The sequence below is a fragment of the Streptomyces sp. NPDC048639 genome (genome assembly GCF_043199075.1).
Lineage (GTDB): Bacteria > Actinomycetota > Actinomycetes > Streptomycetales > Streptomycetaceae > Streptomyces.
Genome location: NZ_JBICVP010000003.1, coordinates 137644 through 157788 on the forward strand (window position 1 = coordinate 137644; position 20145 = coordinate 157788).

Here is a 20145-nt window from a genome sequence, read left to right on the forward strand (position 1 = left end):
CATCGATGACACCCACGCTCGTATCGCAGCACCACCTTCACCCCGTATCCCCTCCCGATCGCAGCGGCTCCTCGCGCGACCGCGACTGGGCGGAGATCCAGGAACGCATGCTGGTGCCGCTGTACGAAGCGGTGTACGAACGCCTGGAGGTCGGCTCCTCGACCCGGATGCTGGGCCTGGGGTGCGGGTCCGGCCTGGCCCTGCTCATGGCGTCCGTACGGGGCGCGAGCGTCGCCGGGACCGATGCCCATCCGCGGCGGCTCGCACTGGCGCGGGAACGCCTGTTCCCGGACGACGGCGGGCCGGAGGGCCGGGTCCCCGGGCGACTGCTGGGCGGCACCCCGGAGGAGGTCGCCGATCCCCACGGCGCCCGGTTCAACCTGGTGACGGCCTTCGACCCGCACGCGTACACCGGAGGCGACCTGGTGGTGGCGCTGGCCGAGGCGGCCGCGGCCGCCGAGCGCGGCACCGCGGTCGTCCTGGCCGGCTGGGGTCCCGCCGAGCGGTGCGCCACCGCCTCGGTGCTGCGGATCGCATCCCGTCTCGCGGAACCGCTGCCCGCGCCCGGCGGCGGCCGGCAGCCCGGCGGCCGGGACGACCTGGAGGAGCTGGCGCGCGGGGCGGGGCTGTGGCCCGACGGCTCGGGCCGGGTGGCCTGCCCGTTCGGGTACGCCGACATGGACAGCGCCGTGCGCGGCCTGCTGTCGACCGGGCTGTTCGACGCCGCCGCCGAGGCCACGGACCAGGCGCAGGTCGACAAGGAACTGACCGAGGCCCTGCACCCGTACGCACGCCCGGACGGCACGGTCTGGATGCCCAACGTCTTCCGCTACCTCATCGCCCGCGTCTGATCCACCCGGCCCACGACGACGGCCGCGGCCGGGAGACCTGCTCCCGGCCGCGGCCGTAACGCGTCGTGGCGTACGAACGCGTGGTGGTGGCTGAACGCGCCGTGGCGCGCCCCTACTTGTCCTGGGGCGGGAGCATGTCCCGGAATTCCTTGGGGAGTTCGAAGGAGCTCGCGTCCTGGCCGGCACCGGGAAGGCCGAACGCGCCGCCCTGCTCGCCGCCCGCGCCCGCACCCGCCGCCTTGCGCTCCGCCGCGGCCTGCTCCTCGGCCTTGCGCTTCATCGGATTCCCGCTGCGCTGCTTGCCCTTGGCCTGCTTCTGCTTCTTCTTCTGCCGACCGGGGCCGCCACCCATGCCCGGCATCCCGGGCATCCCCGGCATGCCGCCGCCCTGGGCCATGCGCGACATCATCTTGCGGGCCTCGAAGAAGCGCTCCACCAGGTTCTTCACCGCACTGACGTCGACGCCGGAACCCCGGGCGATACGGGCGCGGCGCGAGCCGTTGATGAGGTGCGGGTCCTGGCGCTCACCGGGCGTCATCGACTTGATGATCGCCGCCGTGCGGTCCACGTCCCGCTCGTCGAGGTTGTTGATCTGGTCCTTCATCTGACCCATGCCCGGGAGCATTCCGAGCAGCTTGGAGATGGAGCCCATCTTGCGGACCTGCTCCATCTGGGCCAGGAAGTCGTCGAGCGTGAACTCCTTGGGGCCCTTGGCCAGCTTGGCGGCCATCTTCTCGGCCTCGGCCTGGCTGAAGGTCTGCTCGGCCTTCTCGATCAGGCTGAGCATGTCGCCCATGCCGAGGATGCGGGACGCCATGCGGTCCGGGTGGAACGCGTCGAAGTCGTCCAGCTTCTCGCCGTTGGAGGCGAACATGATCTGGCGGCCGGTGACATGCGCGATCGAGAGCGCGGCACCACCGCGGGCGTCACCGTCGAGCTTGGAGAGCACGACACCGTCGAAGCCGACGCCGTCGCGGAACGCCTCTGCGGTGTTGACCGCGTCCTGGCCGATCATCGCGTCGACGACGAAGAGGATCTCGTCCGGGCCGACGGCATCGCGGATGTCCGCGGCCTGCTGCATCATCTCGGCGTCGACACCGAGACGTCCGGCGGTGTCGACGATCACCACGTCGTGCTGCTTGGAGCGGGCGAACTCGATCGAGTCCTTGGCGACCTGCACCGGGTTCCCGACGCCGTTGCCCGGCTCGGGCGCGAACACCGCGACCTCGGCGCGCTCGCCGACGACGCTGAGCTGGTTCACCGCGTTGGGGCGCTGGAGGTCGGCGGCGACGAGCACCGGGGTGTGGCCCTGTGCCTTCAGCCAGAGGCCCAGCTTTCCGGCGAGGGTGGTCTTACCGGCACCCTGCAGACCGGCGAGCATGATCACTGTCGGCGGCTGCTTGGCGAACCGCAGCCGGCGGGCCTCGCCGCCGAGGATGCCGACGAGCTCCTCGTTGACGATCTTGATGACCTGCTGAGCGGGGTTCAGCGCCTGGGAGACCTCGGCGCCGAGCGCGCGCTCCTTGATCTGCTTGATGAAGGCCCGCACCACGGGCAGCGCGACGTCCGCCTCGAGCAGCGCGATGCGGATCTCCCGCGCCGTGGCGTCGATGTCCGCCTCGGTGAGGCGGCCCTTGCCCCGGAGGCTCTTGAACGTCGCTGCGAGGCGGTCGGAAAGAGTGTCGAACACGGCGGTCGCGAATCCTCGGATCAGGGGGCAGTCGGGCGGATGACTCCCAAGGGTATCCGTACGGTCCGGGTGCGGTCTGCCCCGCATCCGGACCGGCCCCCGCGCGGGGGACTCATGCCAGGGCGTTCTCCACGGCACGGGCGACCTGTGCGGCCTGTCCTTCGGGCAGCGGACCGCCGGCCGGATCCGTGACGTAGAACGCGTCGACGGCGTTCGCGCCGAGCGTGCTGACATGGGCGCTGCGCACCCGTACGACCTCGGCGTCCAGTGCCCGGCCGATGCGGTGCAGCAGCCCCGGCGCGTCCTGGGCACGCACCTCGATGACGGTGGCGAGGCGGGAACCGGCCGGGGCGACGGTCACCCGCGGCGGCGGGGCCACCACACCGCGGCGGCGCGGGTAGGCGGCCTCGCGTTCGGCGAGGCGGGCGGCGATGTCGAGCGAGCCGCCCAGCGCGCGGACCAGGTCGTTGCGCAGCCGCGCCGCCTGCGGCAGGGAGCCGTACTCGGCGGCCACCCGCCAGCTCAGCAGCAGCACATCGCACGGCCGCTGCCCGCCCGGCGGCTGCGCGGCCACGTCGGCGGGCAGTTCGACGGCGCGCAGATCCGCGGCGCGGACGGTCAGCCGGTGCATGGCCAGGACCCCGGCGACCGCGGGCAGGACGCCCTTCTGGTCGGGTACGGCGATGAGCAGTTCCACGCCGACGGGTTCGGGCCGGGCGTCCGCGTCGGGGGCGCCGGTCTCCTCCTCGCCGGGCAGCGCGGGCTCGGTCTGCGCGTGCAGTGCCAGGACGGGCCCGCCCGTGCGCAGGGCCTCGACGGCCAGACGCTCCTGCTCGGCGGTGGTCTCCTCGGACACGGCCTGGTCCTCGACCGGTTCGCCGGCGAGCACCGCGGTGACACGTTTCACCAGATCGGCGACCAGCGAGCCGCGCCAGGCGCTCCAGGCCGCGGGTCCCGTGGCCAGGGCGTCGGCCTCGGTGAGGGCGTGCAACAGCTCCAGGGTTCCGGCGCTGCCGACGGCCTGCGCGACCGAGGCGATGGTGGCCGGGTCGTCCAGGTCGCGCCGGGTCGCGGTCTCCACGAGCAGCAGGTGGTGGCGTACGAGGGTGGCCAGGACCGCGGTGTCCGCACGGTCGAAGCCGATCCGTGAGGCCACGTCCTTGGCGATGACCTCGCCCGCGACCGAGTGGTCGCCGGGCCAGCCCTTGCCGATGTCGTGCAGCAGGGCCGCGACGAGCAGCAGGTCGGGGCGGCTGACGCGGCGGGTCAGCGCGGCGGCCCGTACGGCGGTCTCTACGAGGTGGCGGTCGACGGTCCAGCGGTGGACGGCGTTGCGCTGCGGGCGGCACCGTACGCGCTCCCAGTCCGGCAGGAACCGGGTGATCAGCCCCTCCGCCTCCAGCGCCTCCCACACGGGGATCGTGGGCGCACCCGCGCCGAGCAGGGTGACGAACTGCTCCCGGGCCTCGGCCGGCCACGGCACGGGCAGGGGGCGTGCGTGAGGTTCCCCCTGCCGAAGACCGGGCGAGGCCATGCGCCGTACGGCGTGCAGCGAGAGGGGCAGCCCGGCCTGGGCCGCCGCGGCGGCGGCACGGAGGGGGAGCACAGGGTCGCGGTCGGGGCGCGCGGCCCGTGCGAGCACCACCTCGCCGTCCTGTTCCACGACGCCTTCGGCGAGCGGCGTCCGCTCGTACTCGCCCTGCGGTCGGCCCGTGCGGCCGCGACCGCCGAGCAGGGACCGCAGCTTCGGCCGCGCCGACCGGGCGCGCAGCACCCGCCCGACCTCGCGCCAGGTCACGTCCCCGGCGTACGCGATGCGGCGCGCGGACTCGTACACCTGGCGCAGCAGAGTGTCGGCGTCCAACAGACCCAGATCGGCGGCCACTTGGTCCTGTTCCTGGAGGGCCAGCCGGTCGGTGGCCCGCCCGGTGGCCAGGTGCAGCGCGTCGCGGACGTCCAGCAGTCGGCGCCGGGCGTCCTCGAGACCCTCGCGGGGCGCGTCGGCGAGCCAGGAGGCGGCGACGGCACGGAGAGCGGTCACATCCCGCAGTCCGCCCCGGGCCTCCTTGAGGTCCGGTTCCAGCAGGAACTGCAACTCGCCCTGCCGCTCGGCCCGTTCCTGGCACAGCTCCCGTAGTTCGGGCAGCCGTTTGAGAGCCTGGTTGCGCCAGTCGGCGAGTACGGCGGTGCGCATTCCGGCCGTCAGCCCGGCGTCGCCCGCGACATGGCGGGCGTCGAGCAGGCCGAGCTGCACCTTGAGGTCCTCCCCCGCCATACTGCGTGCCTCGGCGGGGGTGCGGACGGAGTGGTCGAGGGCGAGCCCGAGGTCCCAGACGGGGTACCAGAGGCGGTCGGCCAGCGAGGCCACCGCAGCGGCGTCCGCGGACCCGTCGTGCAGGAGGAGCAGGTCGAGGTCGCTGCGCGGGGAGAGTTCGCCGCGTCCGTAACCGCCGACGGCCACCAGGGAGACGCCGCCGAGACCGGTGTCCCGGACGCCCCGGCGCAGCAGCCCGGTCAGCCAGTCGTCGGTGAGACCGGACAGCGCGGAACGGCGCGGCGGCCCGGGCTGCGTCTCCTCCTGGAGGAGGCGCAGCCGGGCCGCCGCATAGCTGCCGGGTCCCGAGCCGGAGGCTTCCCCCGTGGGTCCGGGGTTCTGCTCGTCGAGGCGTTCCGCCGTCACTCGGGCTCCTTGTCCGGTCGGTTCCGGTGGGTTCCGGTGGGTTCCGGTGGGTGTCAGAGGGCGTCCGGCCCGCGTTCGCCGGTCCGTACGCGGACCGCCGAGTCGACCGGGACGCTCCAGACCTTGCCGTCGCCGATCTTGCCGGTGCGCGCCGCCTTCACGACGACATCGATGAGCTGGTCCGCGTCGGCGTCCTCGACCAGCACCTCGATGCGGATCTTCGGGACGAGGTCGACGGTGTACTCGGCGCCGCGGTAGACCTCGGTGTGGCCGCGCTGGCGCCCGTAGCCACTCGCCTCGGTGACCGTCAGGCCCTGAACGCCGAAGGCCTGCAGGGCCTCCTTGATCTCGTCGAGCCGGTGCGGCTTCACGACTGCGGTGATGAGCTTCATACGTCCACCTTCTTGTTCGCCGCAGCGGCGGCGCGGGCGTCCTGGTTCGTGGCGGGGACGGCCTTGCGTGCCACCGAGCCGCCGCCGGCTCCGCTGAAGTCGTACGCGGTCTCGGCGTGTTCGTCCTGGTCGATGCCGGAGACCTCGACGTCCTCGGAGACCCGCATGCCGATGACCTTGTCGACGGCGAAGGCGAGGAGCGCGGAGACGACGAGAGAGTACGCGAGGACAGCGAAGACGCCCGTGGCCTGCTTGCCGAGCTGGTCGAGGCCGCCGCCGTAGAACAGGCCCTTGGCGTCGGACTGGACCCCGCCGGTGGCGAAGAGGCCGACCAGCAGGGAGCCGACGACACCGCCGACGAGGTGAACGCCGACGACATCGAGGGAGTCGTCGTAGTTGAGGCGGTACTTGAGGCCGACGGCCATGGCGCACAGGACACCGGCGATGGCGCCGACGGCGATCGCGCCGAGCGGGCTGATGGCGCCGCCGGCCGGGGTGATGGCGACCAGGCCGGCGACCGCGCCGGAGGCCGCGCCCAGGGTGGTGAACGCGCCGTGCCGGATCTTCTCGTACGCGAGCCAGGCGAGCATCGCCGCGGCAGTGGCGACCTGGGTGTTGATGAACATCACCGCGCCCACGCCGTCGTCGTTGCCCAGCCAGGAGCCGGCGTTGAAGCCGAACCAGCCGAACCACAGCAGACCGGCGCCGAGCATCACCAGGGGCAGGCTGTGCGGACGCATCGGGTCCTTCTTGAAGCCGACGCGCTTGCCGATCACCAGGATCACGCCGAGGGCCGCGGCACCGGCGTTGATGTGGACCGCCGTACCGCCCGCGAAGTCGATGACGCCCATCTCGAAGAGCCAGCCGCCCGCGCCCCAGACCCAGTGGGCGACCGGGAAGTAGACGACGGTGACCCAGAGCGCGATGAACAGGGCCCAGGCGGTGAACTTCACGCGGTCGGCGAGAGCACCGCTGATGAGAGCGGGCGTGATGATCGCGAACATGAGCTGAAAGACGGCGAAGACGTAGATCGGGATCGTGTAGCCGTCCCAGAGCTGGGTGATGCCGATGCCGCTCAGTCCGACGAAGTCGGAGGACCAGCCGATCAGGCTCCCCGAGTCGGTGCCGAAGGCGAGGCTGAAGCCGTACAGCACCCACAGGATCGTGACGATCCCCAGGCTGATGAAGCTCATCATCAGCATGTTGAGGGTGCTCTTGACCCGGACCATGCCTCCGTAGAAGAAGGCGAGGGCCGGAGTCATGAGCATCACCAGGGCGGAGCAGATGAGCACGAATCCGGTGTTGGCGGCAGACAGCTCAGGAGCTTCTGCGGCGAGTGTGGTGATGCCTGGGGGCATCGGCGTCTCCTCGTCGTGTGCGGCCCGTGCGGGCGGTGCCTGAAGCGGAGGGGGGTGGGCCGGTTATGCGCCTCGACATTGACGCAGGCCGGTTTCAGTCGATGCCGCACGGTGTTTCGCCGCCGTGACGAAGAGGGTGGGCGTGTTACGCGCGGATGAACTGCGGGTGGTCCGCGGGGCACCGCCGATACTCTGCCGCGAGCAGGCGCCAAAGGCGCGGCGCCCAACCGGCTGACCTGGGGAAAAGGAGCCGGTTGGGCGTACGGGAGCGGTAGGGGCGGGCGGCTGCCCACGGCAGGGAGTAACGGTGCCGTTACGTCGCGAATGGGCCGGGACGTGGTGTCGTAACGCGCGCGACGGTCACGGACGGGCCCGTACGGACCGTGCAGTGACCCCGCGCAGGACCCGGTTCACCGGTTCACCAGGTCGTCGGGAGCGGTCAGACCGCCTGCGCCGTCTCGACGCTGTCCGGGAGCTGCAGCGCGAGCTGATCGGCGACGTGGGCGACCTCGGCCACGTCCGCGTAGTCCCGGGCCGCGGTGTCCACGGTCTTGCGCAGCCGGGTGTTCACCCGCTCCGACCGGACCCGCCTGGCGACGGTCAGTGCCTTCTCGGCCGCGGCCGCCGACTGCTCGGGCTCCTTCTCCAGCAGATGAACCGTGGCCATGCCGATGAGGTTCAGGGCGTACGAGCGCTGGTGGATGTCGTCCTTGCCGAAGAGCTCGACGGCCCTCTCCATCTCGGGCCGGGCGAGCGAGGCGTACGTCGGGCTGCGCCCGGCCACATAGGCCAGGTCGCGGTAGGAGTGCGCGTTCTCGGCGTGCAGTTCGGCCTCGGAGAAGAACCGCATCCAGTCCGGGTCTCCGTCGGACCCGGCGATCTCGGTGAAGGTGTCCTGGGCCATCCGTACGGCACGGTGGCACTTGTTCGGCTGGCCCATGTTCGCGTACGCCCGGGCCTCCATCGCATACAGCATGGCCTGGGTCCGCGGGGTCGAGCAGTCCCGGCTGCCGTACTGGGCGAGGTGGATCAGCTCCAGCGCATCGTCCGGCCGGCCTACATGGATCATCTGCCGGCTCATGTTGGACAGTACATAGGAGCCGAGCGGCTTGTCCCCGGCCTCCTTGGAGGCGTGCAGGGCGAGGACGAAGTACTTCTGAGCGGTGGGCTGGAGACCCACGTCATAGCTCATCCAGCCCGCCAACTCTGCCAGTTCGGCGGCAACTTTGAAAAGGCGGCCGGAGACCGCGTCCGGCTGCGGCTCCTGCAGAAGATCGGTGACCTCGTGGAGCTGGCCCACCACCGCTTTGCGGCGCAGTCCGCCGCCGCACTGGGCGTCCCACTGCCGGAACATCCTGGTGGTCGCCTCGAGCAGATCCAGCTCCGGCCCGGACAGCCTGGTCGCACGGCGCGGGGCGGCCTGGGCGGGCACCACCGGGAAGTCGGCCGGCACACCGGGGGGGCTGGGCACCAGCCAGCGCTGCATCGGCTCGATGAGGGCGGGGCCCGCCGCGAGGGCGAGGGAGGTGCCGAGGAAGCCGCGTCGGGCCAGCATCAGGTCGCTGCGCGAGAACTCGCTGATCAGCTCGACGGTCTGCTGCCCGGCCCAGGGAAGGTCGACGCCGGACACGGAGGGTGACTGGTGGGCGGCGCGCAGGCCGATCTCCTCGATCGCGACGACACAGCCGAAGCGCTCGGAGAACAACTCGGAGAGGATCCGCGGAATCGGCTCGCGCGGCTGTTCGCCGTCGAGCCAGCGGCGTACGCGGGAGGTGTCCGTGCTGATGTGGTGCGCGCCCATCTGGCGGGCGCGGCGGTTGACCTGGCGCGCCAGCTCGCCCTTCGACCAGCCGCTGCGCACGAACCACGAACCGAGCTGCTCATTGGGGCGCTTGTCGATGCTCGACCCGCCACCGCTGTTGCCGCTCACCGGAACGCCCCCAACCCACACTTCGACGTCGTCCGCGAACCGTCCCCAGGATGCCGCCTCGTGCGGTGCCCTGTCCCACGAAGTGGCCTGCAGGGAGGGCGGGAAGACGGGGCGTCATGCCACCGGCATACCCAACAGCGGGCGCGCTCACGGGAGTTCGTGCACTCAAAGTAATCCCGCGATCACCGTGCTCGCGAGGCGATTCCCGGAATCGCCACCATTCGCCACCCCTTCGAATGAACTCACCCGCAGCGCTTCGCGATTCACTTGACACAGGGCGACGAGAAGGGGGCGGAGAGGCGCACACGGGAGCGCACACTCCGACGCACACCACCTGCTGAGCCACGCCACGCCGCCGCGGACGCGGGATGACAACGGACGGTCACGGCGAGACTCCATGACGTAACCATCGGCGACTTTGACCCGTTGGAGGGAGCATGGGCTTCACGATCGGCGGCATCCGCGACATGCGGTCCGGCTCACGCAGGCGTACCCGTGCGACCGAGTGCACGGCCGTGGCGGAGTACACGGGCCTGTGGGGATGGGACGTCGCCCCCGGCGCCCGCGCGAAACGCGGACCCGGTGACGGCGACGGCGAGTGCTCCTGCGGGGCGGTCGACTGCCTCCGCCCCGGGGCCCACCCGCTGGACTTCGCACCGGAGGTGAAGGCGGGCGCCACGCTGGATGAGGTCACCACCGCCTGGGCCGAAGTGCCGGGCGCCGCCGTGCTCCTGCCGGTGGGCAGGTCGTTCGAGGTGATCGAGGTCGCCGAGACCGCGGGGCGGCACGCCCTGGTCCGCCTCGAGCGGATGGGGCTGCCACTCGGCCCCGTCATGGTGACCCCGCACGGCAGGGCGCAGTTCTTCGTCGCCCCGGGCGGCGCGGCCGAACTCCCCGAGCTGCTCTACCGGATGGGCTGGGACGACACCGGCCTCGACCTGCACGGCATCGCCGCAGGCAGCCACATCACCGCGCCGCCCTCCGACCTGGCCGGCCTGGGTCCGGTGCGCTGGCTCCGCCCTCCGACCCTCGACACCGCGGGCCGACCGCCGCAGGCCCGGCTCCTGCTGGGCACGCTCGCCTACGTCTGCCACCGCTCGGCGGCCTGAGGGCCCCCGGCGGCACCGGACCGCAGGTCGGCACCGCACCGGCCGCATGTCCGCACCGGACCGGCCCCAGGTCGGCACCCGCACCGGCCCCCGGCGGACACCTGCCCCAGGGACACGGAGGCCCAAGGGGTCCTGACAACGGGAACGGCCGGGCCCCGCCGCATCGGTCACCTGCGACGGGGCCCGGCCGGGCCACCCACGTGGGTACCGCTCAGTCGCCGATCAGCGCGTCCACGAACGCCTCCGGCTCGAACGGCGCGAGGTCGTCGGCCCCCTCGCCCAGCCCGACCAGCTTCACCGGCACGCCCAGCTCCCGCTGAACGGCCACGACGATGCCGCCCTTGGCGGTGCCGTCCAGCTTGGTGAGCGCGATCCCGGTGATGTCCACGACCTCGGCGAAGACCCGCGCCTGCACCAGGCCGTTCTGCCCTGTGGTGGCGTCGAGCACCAGCAGGACCTCACTGACCGGCCCGTGCTTCTCGACGACCCGCTTCACCTTGCCGAGCTCGTCCATGAGCCCGGTCTTGGTGTGCAGCCGGCCCGCGGTGTCGATGAGGACGACGTCCGCGCCCTCGGCGATGCCTTCCTTCACCGCGTCGAAGGCGATCGACGCCGGGTCGCCCGCCTCGGGCCCGCGGACCGTACGGGCGCCGACCCTCTCGCCCCACGTCTGGAGCTGGTCGGCCGCCGCGGCGCGGAAGGTGTCGGCCGCGCCGAGGACCACGCTGCGGCCGTCGGCGATGAGCACCCGGGCCAGCTTGCCGGTGGTGGTGGTCTTGCCGGTGCCGTTGACGCCGACGACCATGACGATGCCCGGGATCTCCTCACCGTCGGCGGCTCCCACGGAACCGTCGGTGTGCACGGAGCGGTCGGCCTCGGTGCCGATCAGCGTGAGCAGCTCTTCGCGCAGCAGGGTGCGCAGTTCGTCGGGCGTACGGGTGCCGAGCACCTTCACGCGCTCACGCAGCCGCTCGACCAGCTCCTGGGTCGGGGCGACGCCGACGTCGGCGGTCAGCAGGGTGTCCTCGATCTCCTCCCAGGTGTCCTCGTCCAGGTGCTCGCGGGAGAGAAGGCTGAGCAGGCCCTTGCCCAGGGTGTTCTGGGAGCGGGAGAGCCGGGCCCGCAGCCGGACGAGGCGGCCGGCGGTGGGCTCGGGGACCTCGACCGGCGGGACCGGCTCGGTGACGATCGGCGCCCCGGGGGCCGGAGCCTCGGCCTCCGTATCGGGGAGGCCGACTTCTTCGATGGTGCGGCGCGGTTCGTCGCGCGGGGTCTCGGCCTCATCGCCGACATGTGGCTCGGCGGGGGGCGCGGTGATGGTGGGCGAACTCGACGGGCTCTCGGGCTTCTTCTTCCGGCGGCTGCCGATCACGAGCCCGCTGATCGCGCCGAGCGCGATCACGGCGATGACTACAGCAAGGATGACGGTGTCCATAACGGACCCAGTATCGGCCACACGGCCACGATGGCGAGCCCTAGGGCGGCCGCATCCGCAAACGTGGCAAATCGCACGTCGTGGCCGCACATCCGTGCCCCCCTACACTGGTTCGGGGCCGTACGGCGCACCTGGCGTCCTTCCGGCCCTTTTCCCTGCCCCCACCAGGCCATTCAGTCGCCGCCAACCGCTTCGGAGCCGCTTCTTCATGGGCACCTCTGCGTCCACTTCCCCGGCCACGCCCGAGACCGACCGCGCCGTCGAGACCCGTGGCATCGAACCCGTCCCCGACCGTGAGCGCGGAGGCAGGGTCCGCGAGCTGTTTCCCACCTGGGTGGCGGCGAACATCAGCGTCCTCCTGCTCACCATGGGTGCCGGGCTGGTGGTGTTCAACGGGCTGAGCCTCTGGCAGGTCCTGCTGGTCGGCGTGTGCGCGTCCGCCGTCTCGTACGGGATGGTCGGGCTGCTGTCCGTTTCCGGGAAGTGGGGCGGGGCGCCCGGCCTGATGCTGTCGCGCGCGACCTTCGGCGTGCGCGGCAACTACTTGCCCGGAGCGATCATCTGGGTCGCCCGGTTCGGCTGGGAGACGATCAATGCGGTGACCGGGTCGTACGCGATCCTGACCGTGCTGGACCTGGTCTTCGGCATCGAGAGCGGCGGCGTGCTGATCGCCGTCACGCTGGTCGCCTTCGTCGCCTGCACGTTCCTGGTGAGCGGCATGGGACGCAAGGTGCTGGCCGTGTGCAACACCTGGTCGACGTATCTCTTCGGCGCGTTCAGCGTCCTGGTCCTGGGCTACCTCATCACCCATGTCGACTGGCACGAGGTCCTCTCCCGACCCGCGGGCAGCACATCCCTGCTCGTGGCCGGAATCGGCACCATCGCGGCCGGCGGGATCAGCTGGGTCCCCTCGGGCCCGGACTTCACCCGGTATCTGCCGCACCGCGCCTCCGGCCGCGGGATCGTCGGCGCGACGGTCTCCGGCGCGGGACTGGTCGTCGTCCCCATGGTGGCGATGGGCGCGGTGATGGCGGTGGTGACGCCCGACCTGGCGTCGGCGAAGGATCCGGTCTCCTTCCTGGGCGATGTGCTGCCGACGTGGATCGCCGTCCCTTACCTGGTCACGGCCCTGGTAGGGATGCTGCTGATCAACAGCCTGTCGATGTACTCGGCGGGCTTCACGGCGCAGACGATGGGTGTCCGGCTCCCGCGGGCGCTCGCTGTGAGCGTCAACGCGGTCATCAGCCTCATCGGCGGCCTGCTCCTGATGCTGGTCGCGAAGAGCTTCCTCGGCTCCTTCATCACCTTCCTGACCCTGCTGGCCGTCTCGTTCTCGGCCTGGATCGGGGTGTACGGCGTCGACATGGCCCGCCGCCGGCGGAAGGCGGTGCGGTACGACGTGAGCGGCCTCATGGACACCGGGCGCACCAGCCGCTACTGGTACCGGGGCGGCTTCTGCTGGCAGGCGCTCACGGCCTGGGGCGTGGCCCTGGCGGCGGGGGTCTGCCTCACGAAGCTGGAGTGGTTCACCGGCCCGCTGGCCACCACCTGGATCGGCCGGAACGGTCTGGGCTGGGCGGCCACCATCGCGCTGGCCGCCGTCGTCTTCGCGGTCCTGCCGACGCCCCGGGAGAACCACCGGCGGGAGGAGGCGGACCGGGAGAGCGTATCGGCGGGCGAAGCGACGGCGGACGGGGACGCGGGCAAGGTCCCCGCGCAGGCCCCCGCCCGCTGATCCCACCGGCCGCACCCGGCCGGAACCCCTGGCGATCTGACGCATCGTCAACTACCGTCCCCTCGCCCGCTCACCGCGAAGGCGAAGGGGACGTCCGCCATGCCCGTCACCGTCGTACGGTTCAACCTCGTCGACCCCGGCGCCTCACCGGAGTCGCTGTCCCACCGCTACCGCTCCGCCGTGGAGATGGCGGCCTACGCCGACGACCGCGGCATCACCATGATCCAGACCGAGGAGCACCACGGCGCCGAGAACGGCTGGCTGCCCTCGCCGCTGGTCTTCGCCGGCGCCGTCCTCGGCGCGACCCGCCGCGTCTCCGTCACCGTCTCCGCTCTCATCGCCCCGCTCTACGACCCGCTGCGCCTGGCCGAGGACCTCGCCGTGCTCGACCTCACCAGCGCCGGGCGGATCATGACGGTGGCGGGCATCGGCTACCGGCAGGAGGAGTACGCGATGCTGGGCCGCCCGTGGGAGCGGCGGGGCCGGCTCCAGGACGAGGCACTGGAAACGCTGCTGACGGCGTGGACGGGCGAGCCGTTCACCTACGAGGGGCGGACGGTCCGCGTCACCCCCCGCCCGTACACCCGGCCCCACCCGCTGCTGCTGGTCGGCGGCAGCTCCAGGGCGGCGGCCCGGCGCGCGGCCCGCCTGGGCCTGCCCTTCTTCCCGAGCGCCCATCTGCCGGAGCTGGAGGCGTACTACCACGCATGCCGCGAGGAGTTGGGCACGGACGGCTGGTGCATGATGCCGCCCGCCCGGACCCCGCTGCTGCACATCGCGGAGGACCCGGACCGCGCCTGGGCGCTGTACGGCGAACACCTGCTGCACGAGGCCCGGATGTACGCGTCCTGGCAGTCCGCCGGCGGTATCCACTCGGCCGTACGCTCCCGGGCCGACGCGGTCGGGGAGCTGCGCAGCGAAGGCGTCTACCGCATCCTCACCCCCGACGCATGCGTGGAGCTCGCCGAATCCGCCGACGGCGCGGGGAGTTTGGTGCTGCATCCGCTGTGCGGCGGCATGCCGGTGGACGAGGGCTGGCGCAGCCTGCATCTGTTCGGCGAAAAGGTACTGCCCCGGCTTCAGGGATGAGCCGGGGCAGCGACCTGCCACGAGGAGAGGGCGGCGGGGGGGGTTAGCCCATCTCCTCCAACGCCTTGCCCTTGGTCTCCGGCACCCACTTGAGGATGAACGGGACCGAGAGCAGAGCGAAGACCGTGTAGATCACGTACGCGCCGGAGAGGTTCCAGTCCGAGAGGGACGGGAAGCTCACGGTGATCAGCCAGTTGGCGACCCACTGGGCGGAGGCGGCGACACCGAGCGCGGCGGCGCGGATCCGGTTGGGGAACATCTCGCCCAGCAGCACCCAGACCACCACGCCCCAGGAGAGGGCGAAGAACAGCACGAACGCGTGGGCGGCGACGAGCGCCACCGTGCCCTGGAGGTCGGGCATGGAGATGTCGGCGCCGCTGCCGGTCTTGTACGAGAACGCCCAGGCTGCCGCGCCCAGCGAGAACGCCATGCCGATGGAGCCGATGAGGGCGAGCGGCTTGCGGCCGATGCGGTCCACGAAGACCATCGCGATCACCGTTCCGGCGATGTTGATGATCGACGTGGTGAAGCTGTAGAGGAACGAGCTGCTCGGGTCGATGCCGACGGACTGCCACAGCGACGACGAGTAGTAGAAGATCACGTTGATGCCGACGAGCTGCTGGAAGACCGAGAGGCCGATGCCGATCCAGACGATGGGCAGCAGGCCGCCGCGGCTGCCGAGCAGGTCCCTGAACGTGGACTTGTGCTCGCTGCGCATCGCCGTCTCGATCTCGGTGACGCGGGTGTCGAGGTCGACGCCCTTGCCCTCGACGTCCGCCAGGACCTTGCGCGCCTCGTCGGTGCGGCCGGCGGATATCAGGAAGCGGGGGGACTCCGGGATCACGAAGGACAGCGCGCCGTAGAGGACGGCGGGGACCACCATCACGCCGAGCATCCACTGCCAGGCCTCGAACCCGGCGATCTCGCCGCGCTGTTCACCGTCGGCCAGCTTCAGGACGCCCCAGTTGACGAGTTGGGAGACGGCGATGCCGATGACGATGGCGGCCTGCTGGAAGGACGCGAGCCTGCCGCGGTACGCGGGCGGGGCGACCTCGGCGATGTAGGCCGGGCCGATCACCGACGCCATACCGATGGCGACACCGCCGAACACCCGCCACATCGCCAGGTCCCAGAGCGCGAACGGCACCGCGGACCCGACTGCGCTGACCGTGAAGAGGGCGGCAGCGATCTGCATCACACGGATACGGCCGATGCGGTCGGCGATCCGGCCCGCGGTCGCGGCACCGACGGCACAGCCGATGAGCGCGGCCGCGATGACCTGGGCGAGGGCTTCGGAGCCGATGCCGAACTTGCCGCGGATGGCTTCGACGGCACCGTTGATGACCGAGCTGTCGTATCCGAAGAGGAACCCGCCCATCGCGGCGGCGGCCGTGATGAAGATGACGTGGCCGAGATGCTCCGGGCGGGCTTTGCGCCCTTCGGTCTGCGGTGGCTGCGCGGTGGTGGTCAACGTGTACTCCTTGGCCCGGCAGCGCCGCCGGGTCTGGGGGTCGGCCCTTCTGATGGCACGCGGACATGGGTGTGCCACCACTTGAAGGTAAAAGCAATGTTACAGAGACTATGCCTTCAAGTTTCGAAGTCAATAGCCCATGGGAAACAAGCACCGTTGACGGGATGTGAGGATTTCGTTCAACACTTGTAGTTGATCATCGCAGGCGCTGGCTGATGACCTTCGAGACGCCGTCACCCTGCATCGACACGCCGTACAGCGCGTCCGCGACCTCCATGGTCCGCTTCTGATGGGTGATCACGATGAGCTGGGAGCTCTCCTGCAGCTCCTCCATGATCCGGATCAGACGCTGCAGATTGGTGTCGTCGAGGGCGGCTTCGACCTCGTCCATCACATAGAACGGGCTCGGCCTGGCCTTGAAGATGGACACCAGCATCGCCACCGCGGTCAACGACCGCTCGCCGCCCGAGAGGAGCGAGAGCCGCTTGACCTTCTTGCCCGGCGGGCGCGCTTCGACGTCCACGCCCGTGGTGAGCATGTTGTCGGGGTCCGTCAGGATGAGCCGGCCCTCGCCGCCGGGGAACAAACGGGAGAAAACACCCTCGAACTGACGGGCGGTGTCCCGGAACGCCTCGGTGAAGACCTGCTCGACGCGCTCGTCGACCTCCTTCACCACCTGAAGAAGGTCGGCCCGGGTCTTCTTCAGGTCCTCGAGCTGCTCGCTGAGGAACTTGTGGCGTTCCTCCAGCGCCGCGAACTCCTCCAGCGCGAGCGGATTGACCTTGCCGAGCTGCTGGTACGCCCGCTCGGCTGCCTTGAGCCGCTTCTCCTGCTGCGCCCGGACATAGGGGACGGGCTGATTGCGCGGATGCTCCGGATCCTCCGGCAGCTCCTCGCCCTCGGCCGGCGGGGACGGCGCTACGAGCTGCTCAGGACCGTACTCGGCGATCAGCCCCGCCGGTTCGACGCCCAGCTCCTCCAGCGCCTTCGTCTCCAGCTGCTCGATCTTCATCCGCTTCTCGGCGCCCAGCACCTCACCGCGGTGCACCGAGTCGGTCAGCTTGTCGAGCTCCGACTTCAGATCGCGCCCGTGACCGCGCTCGGTGCTCAGCTCCCGCTCGCGCTCCGCCTTGGCACGCTCGGCCGCCGCACGCTCCTCCTCGGCGCGTACGAGCGAGACCTCGACGTGGGCCAGCAACTGCCGGGCGCCGTCCGCGACGGCCGCGGCGACCTCGGCCTCATGCCGCATCCGGGCACGCCGCTGCTCGGCACGCGCCCGCGCCTCACGTTCGGCGCGGGCCGCCCGGTCGAGCGAATCCGCCCGCCCGGCAAGGCCCTTGACCCGCTCCTCGTGGGTACGGACCTGCAGCCGCGCCTCCATCTCCGTCTGCCGCGCGTTGGCCCCGTCGGCCGCGAGCCGGTCCCGTGCGGAGGTATCGGGCTCCTCCTCGGCCGGCGCTTCCTCGGCGGTGCGCAGCCGCTCGGCGAGCTCCTCGGCCTCCTCCGTCGCCCGGCCGAGTGCCTCCTCGGCCTTGGCCGCGGCCGCGGTCATCCGCTCGGCCTCGCCCGCGGCACCGCGGGCCTGCCCGGCGAGCCGGCCGAGCGACTGGGCGACGGATGACTTCTCCCGGTCGGCGGCGCTGCGCTGCGCGGCCAGTTCCTCGACGAGCGCCGCGCTCGCGATGCGCTCCTCGTTCGCACGGTGCTGCGCCTGCGCCAGGTCCTCGCACCGTACGGCCAGCTCTTCGAGCTCGGCCGCCGCCTCGTCGACGGAGGCCTGCACCTCCAGCAGGCTCGGCGCACCGGCCGAGCCGCCCTGCGCGAAGTGCGCGCCCAGCACGTCGCCTTCGGCGGTGACGGCGATGATCCCCGGGCGCGCGGCGACCAGGTCCTCGGCGTCCTCCAGGGTTCCCACGACCACCACGTCGCGCAGCAGCCGCCGCAGAGCGGGCATCAGGTCCGCGGGGCCACGGACGAGGTCATGGGCGTACGGCGGGTCCCCGGCGCCCGTCTCCGTCGCGCCGTCGTGCGGGGCCTCGGAGCCGCGGGGCTGCGGTGCGTCGGACCGCTGCCCGGGCAGCGCGCCCGGCCCGCCGGCCGCTGCCGTGTCCGCGTTCGCCTCGCCGCCCGACGCTGCCTCTCCGGAGCGGGGCGCGCCCAGCGTCCCCTCCCCCGGTCGCGCGAAGGCCTCAGGACCGCCGCCGGTGTGCGCCTGCTGCGGAGCCGCCCCTCCGGCCGGGCTGTTGCCCAGCGGGTCCTGCCGGCTCAGCTGCCCGGTCACGCCGGGGTACGTCCTGGCGTCCGCCGCTGCCGTTCCCGCGGGCGCCGGGCGGCCCTCGCCTCCCACCCCACCGCGGTCGTCGGCGGGGCGTGAGTACGGGACCTCGTGGCCGTCGCCCGGAGTCGTGCCGGTCCGGCTGGAAACGGACGTGACAGGCTCCGCCGCCTCTGCTGCGGGGAGGGAAGTTCCGGCGTCCTGGGCGCCCACCCCCACCCGGTCCCCCGCGTCGCCGGGCGCCGGGGCGGGGCCGGGAACCCTTCCGGACGACCCGCCGGCCGACTCGTACGCCGTCGCGACGGAGCCGGGCTCCGGAACCGCGGCCAACAGGATCGCCGCGCGGCCCGCGTCCTGCTTGCGCAGCAGGCGGATCGCGTCGGCGGCGGTGGCCGGGTCGGCCACCGCGACGGCGTCGGCGGCGGCGCCCAGGGCGGCGGCGACCGGCACTTCGTAGCCGGGTGTGACGGTCAGCAGTTCGGCGGCGGGACCCAGCAGGCCGCTCAGACGGTCGGCGGCGGCCAGGAGCGCGCCCGTACCGTCCTTGCGGCGCAGGCCCATGGCCAGGGCGTCGTGCCGGGCCGAGGTCGCCGCGCGCTTGCGCTCGGCAGCGGTGGCGGCCTCGCGTGCCTCGCCCAGCGCGGTCTCGGCGTCGGCGAGCTCGCGCTTGGCCTGTTCGTGGCGCTCGGCCAACGCGGCGTCACCCGCGTCCAGTCCGTCGACCTCGGCCTTGAGCTGCTCGTACTCCTCCTGGGCCGCCACCGCGCGCTCCTGCGCCTCGTCGCGCGCGCTGGCCAGCCGGTCGATCTCGGCCTGGGCGGAACCGGCCCGGCTGCGGGCGGCGTTGACCTGGCCGTGGAGGCGGGCCAGACCCTCACGGCGGTCGGCGATGGCGCGGGCGACGTCCTTCAGACGCCGCTCCTCCATGGCCAACTCGCGCTCGAGTTCGGCCCGGTGGGCCACCGTGTCGTCCAGCGCCCGAGTCGCCGCATCGAGCGCGGCCTCCAGTTCCGCCTCCTGCTCGCGGATCCTGGCGGCCTCCCGCTCCATGTCCTCCGGGTCGCGGCCGCGCCGCTCCTCAGGAGGCGCGGAGGTCGCGCTCTTCACACGGGCGTCCGCGAGGCTGATGGTGCCGCGCACCCGCTCGGCGAGCTGCGACAGCTCGTACCAGGTCTGCTGGGCCTGCTGAAGTCGCGGTGTGAGCCGGCGCACCTCGTCCTCGAGGGCGGCCTCGCGCTGCAGCGCCGCGCGCAGTTGGGCCTCCGCGGTCTCCTTCCGCTCCTTGAGCGCCGCCTCGTCGGCGACCTCGGCGCTCAGCGCCTCGCGGAGCGTCACCAGGTCGTCGGCCAGGAGCCGCAGCCGCGCGTCGCGGAGGTCGGCCTGGATGACGGCGGCCCGCCGGGCCACCGCGGCCTGTCGGCCGAGAGGCTTGAGCTGTCGCCGCAGTTCGTCGGTGAGGTCCTGCACGCGCGCGAGGTTGGCCTGCATCGCATCCAGCTTCCGCAGCGCTTTCTCCTTGCGCTTGCGGTGCTTGAGGACGCCGGCGGCTTCTTCGATGAAAGCCCTGCGGCCCATCGGGTCGGCGTGCAGTACGGAATCGAGCTGCCCCTGGCCGACGATGACGTGCATCTCGCGGCCGATACCGGAATCGGAGAGCAGCTCCTGAATATCCAGGAGCCGGCAGGTGTCCCCATTGATCTGGTATTCGCTGCCGCCATTGCGGAACATGATCCGCGTGATGGTCACTTCGGCGTAGTCGATGGGCAGGGCGCCGTCGGCATTGTCGATCGTGAGGGACACCTCGGCGCGCCCGAGCGGCGGCCGGCCGGTGGTCCCGGCGAAGATCACGTCTTCCATCTTGCCGCCGCGCAGCGACTTCGCACCCTGCTCGCCCATGACCCAGGACAGGGCGTCCACGACATTGGACTTGCCCGAGCCGTTCGGGCCCACGACACACGTGATGCCGGGCTCGAATCGCAGCGTCGTGGCCGACGCGAAGGACTTGAACCCGCGCAGGGTCAGGCTCTTGAGGTGCACGCCGTCGGACTCTACCTTCGCGCTCGGGTGTCTCCGGAGAGTTTCACCGGAGGATACGCAGGGCACATCTGTCGATAAGGGAGGCGCCCTACG

General features: G+C 71.9%; 12 protein-coding genes. 4 read left to right on the forward strand and 8 right to left on the reverse strand.

What is annotated here, in order from left to right:
* The first annotated feature begins 5 nt into the window (after positions 1-5).
* Positions 6-851 carry a class I SAM-dependent methyltransferase gene (locus ACGFNH_RS08940; RefSeq protein WP_393652379.1) on the forward strand — a complete coding sequence of 282 codons (846 nt, stop codon included), beginning with the start codon at positions 6-8 and terminating at the stop codon, positions 849-851.
* A gap of 112 nt (positions 852-963) precedes the next feature.
* Here the strand turns inward: ACGFNH_RS08940 and ffh are convergent, their stop codons facing one another.
* The 5 genes from ffh to ACGFNH_RS08965 all read right to left on the reverse strand — a co-directional run bounded on the left by ffh (position 964) and on the right by ACGFNH_RS08965 (position 8901).
* Entirely contained in the window at positions 964-2541 is a 1578-nt protein-coding gene (gene ffh, locus ACGFNH_RS08945; protein ID WP_393652380.1) for a signal recognition particle protein, read from the reverse strand.
* A gap of 112 nt (positions 2542-2653) precedes the next feature.
* Positions 2654-5221 carry a [protein-PII] uridylyltransferase gene (locus ACGFNH_RS08950; RefSeq protein WP_393652381.1) on the reverse strand — a complete coding sequence of 856 codons (2568 nt, stop codon included), beginning with the start codon at positions 5219-5221 and terminating at the stop codon, positions 2654-2656.
* A 53-nt stretch (positions 5222-5274) separates the two neighbouring features.
* Entirely contained in the window at positions 5275-5613 is a 339-nt protein-coding gene (locus ACGFNH_RS08955; protein WP_360846688.1) for a P-II family nitrogen regulator, read from the reverse strand.
* Positions 5610-6971, reverse strand: coding sequence for an ammonium transporter (locus ACGFNH_RS08960; RefSeq protein ID WP_393652382.1), 1362 nt, complete (start codon positions 6969-6971; stop codon positions 5610-5612). The genes ACGFNH_RS08955 and ACGFNH_RS08960 overlap by 4 nt, the downstream gene beginning before the upstream one ends.
* A 439-nt stretch (positions 6972-7410) precedes the next feature.
* The gene (locus ACGFNH_RS08965) at positions 7411-8901 is read right to left on the reverse strand and encodes a hypothetical protein (protein WP_393652383.1); all 1491 of its coding nucleotides are present in this window, start codon (positions 8899-8901) and stop codon (positions 7411-7413) included.
* A 437-nt stretch (positions 8902-9338) separates the two neighbouring features.
* Here ACGFNH_RS08965 and ACGFNH_RS08970 point away from each other — a divergent pair, with 437 nt between their 5' ends.
* Positions 9339-10010 (forward strand): bifunctional DNA primase/polymerase, encoded by a 672-nt coding sequence (locus ACGFNH_RS08970; protein WP_393652384.1) that lies wholly within the window; start codon positions 9339-9341, stop codon positions 10008-10010.
* A gap of 211 nt (positions 10011-10221) precedes the next feature.
* Here the strand turns inward: ACGFNH_RS08970 and ftsY are convergent, their stop codons facing one another.
* Positions 10222-11445 (reverse strand): signal recognition particle-docking protein FtsY, encoded by a 1224-nt coding sequence (ftsY, locus tag ACGFNH_RS08975; protein WP_393652385.1) that lies wholly within the window; start codon positions 11443-11445, stop codon positions 10222-10224.
* 208 nt (positions 11446-11653) lie between these two features.
* On the opposite strand from ftsY, the gene ACGFNH_RS08980 reads away from it, so the two are divergent.
* Together ACGFNH_RS08980 and ACGFNH_RS08985 are read left to right on the forward strand one after the other, a co-directional pair.
* Positions 11654-13180 carry a purine-cytosine permease family protein gene (locus tag ACGFNH_RS08980; RefSeq protein WP_393652386.1) on the forward strand — a complete coding sequence of 509 codons (1527 nt, stop codon included), beginning with the start codon at positions 11654-11656 and terminating at the stop codon, positions 13178-13180.
* Between the two features lie 99 nt (positions 13181-13279).
* Positions 13280-14269 carry an LLM class flavin-dependent oxidoreductase gene (locus ACGFNH_RS08985; RefSeq protein WP_393652387.1) on the forward strand — a complete coding sequence of 330 codons (990 nt, stop codon included), beginning with the start codon at positions 13280-13282 and terminating at the stop codon, positions 14267-14269.
* Between the two features lie 43 nt (positions 14270-14312).
* On the opposite strand, the gene ACGFNH_RS08990 is transcribed toward ACGFNH_RS08985, so the two are convergent.
* Positions 14313-15740 carry a sugar porter family MFS transporter gene (locus ACGFNH_RS08990; RefSeq protein ID WP_393652388.1) on the reverse strand — a complete coding sequence of 476 codons (1428 nt, stop codon included), beginning with the start codon at positions 15738-15740 and terminating at the stop codon, positions 14313-14315.
* A gap of 196 nt (positions 15741-15936) precedes the next feature.
* Positions 15937-20052, reverse strand: a complete 4116-nt coding sequence (locus tag ACGFNH_RS08995) for an AAA family ATPase (RefSeq protein WP_393652389.1) — start codon at positions 20050-20052, stop codon at positions 15937-15939.
* Positions 20053-20145: the final 93 nt, after the last annotated feature.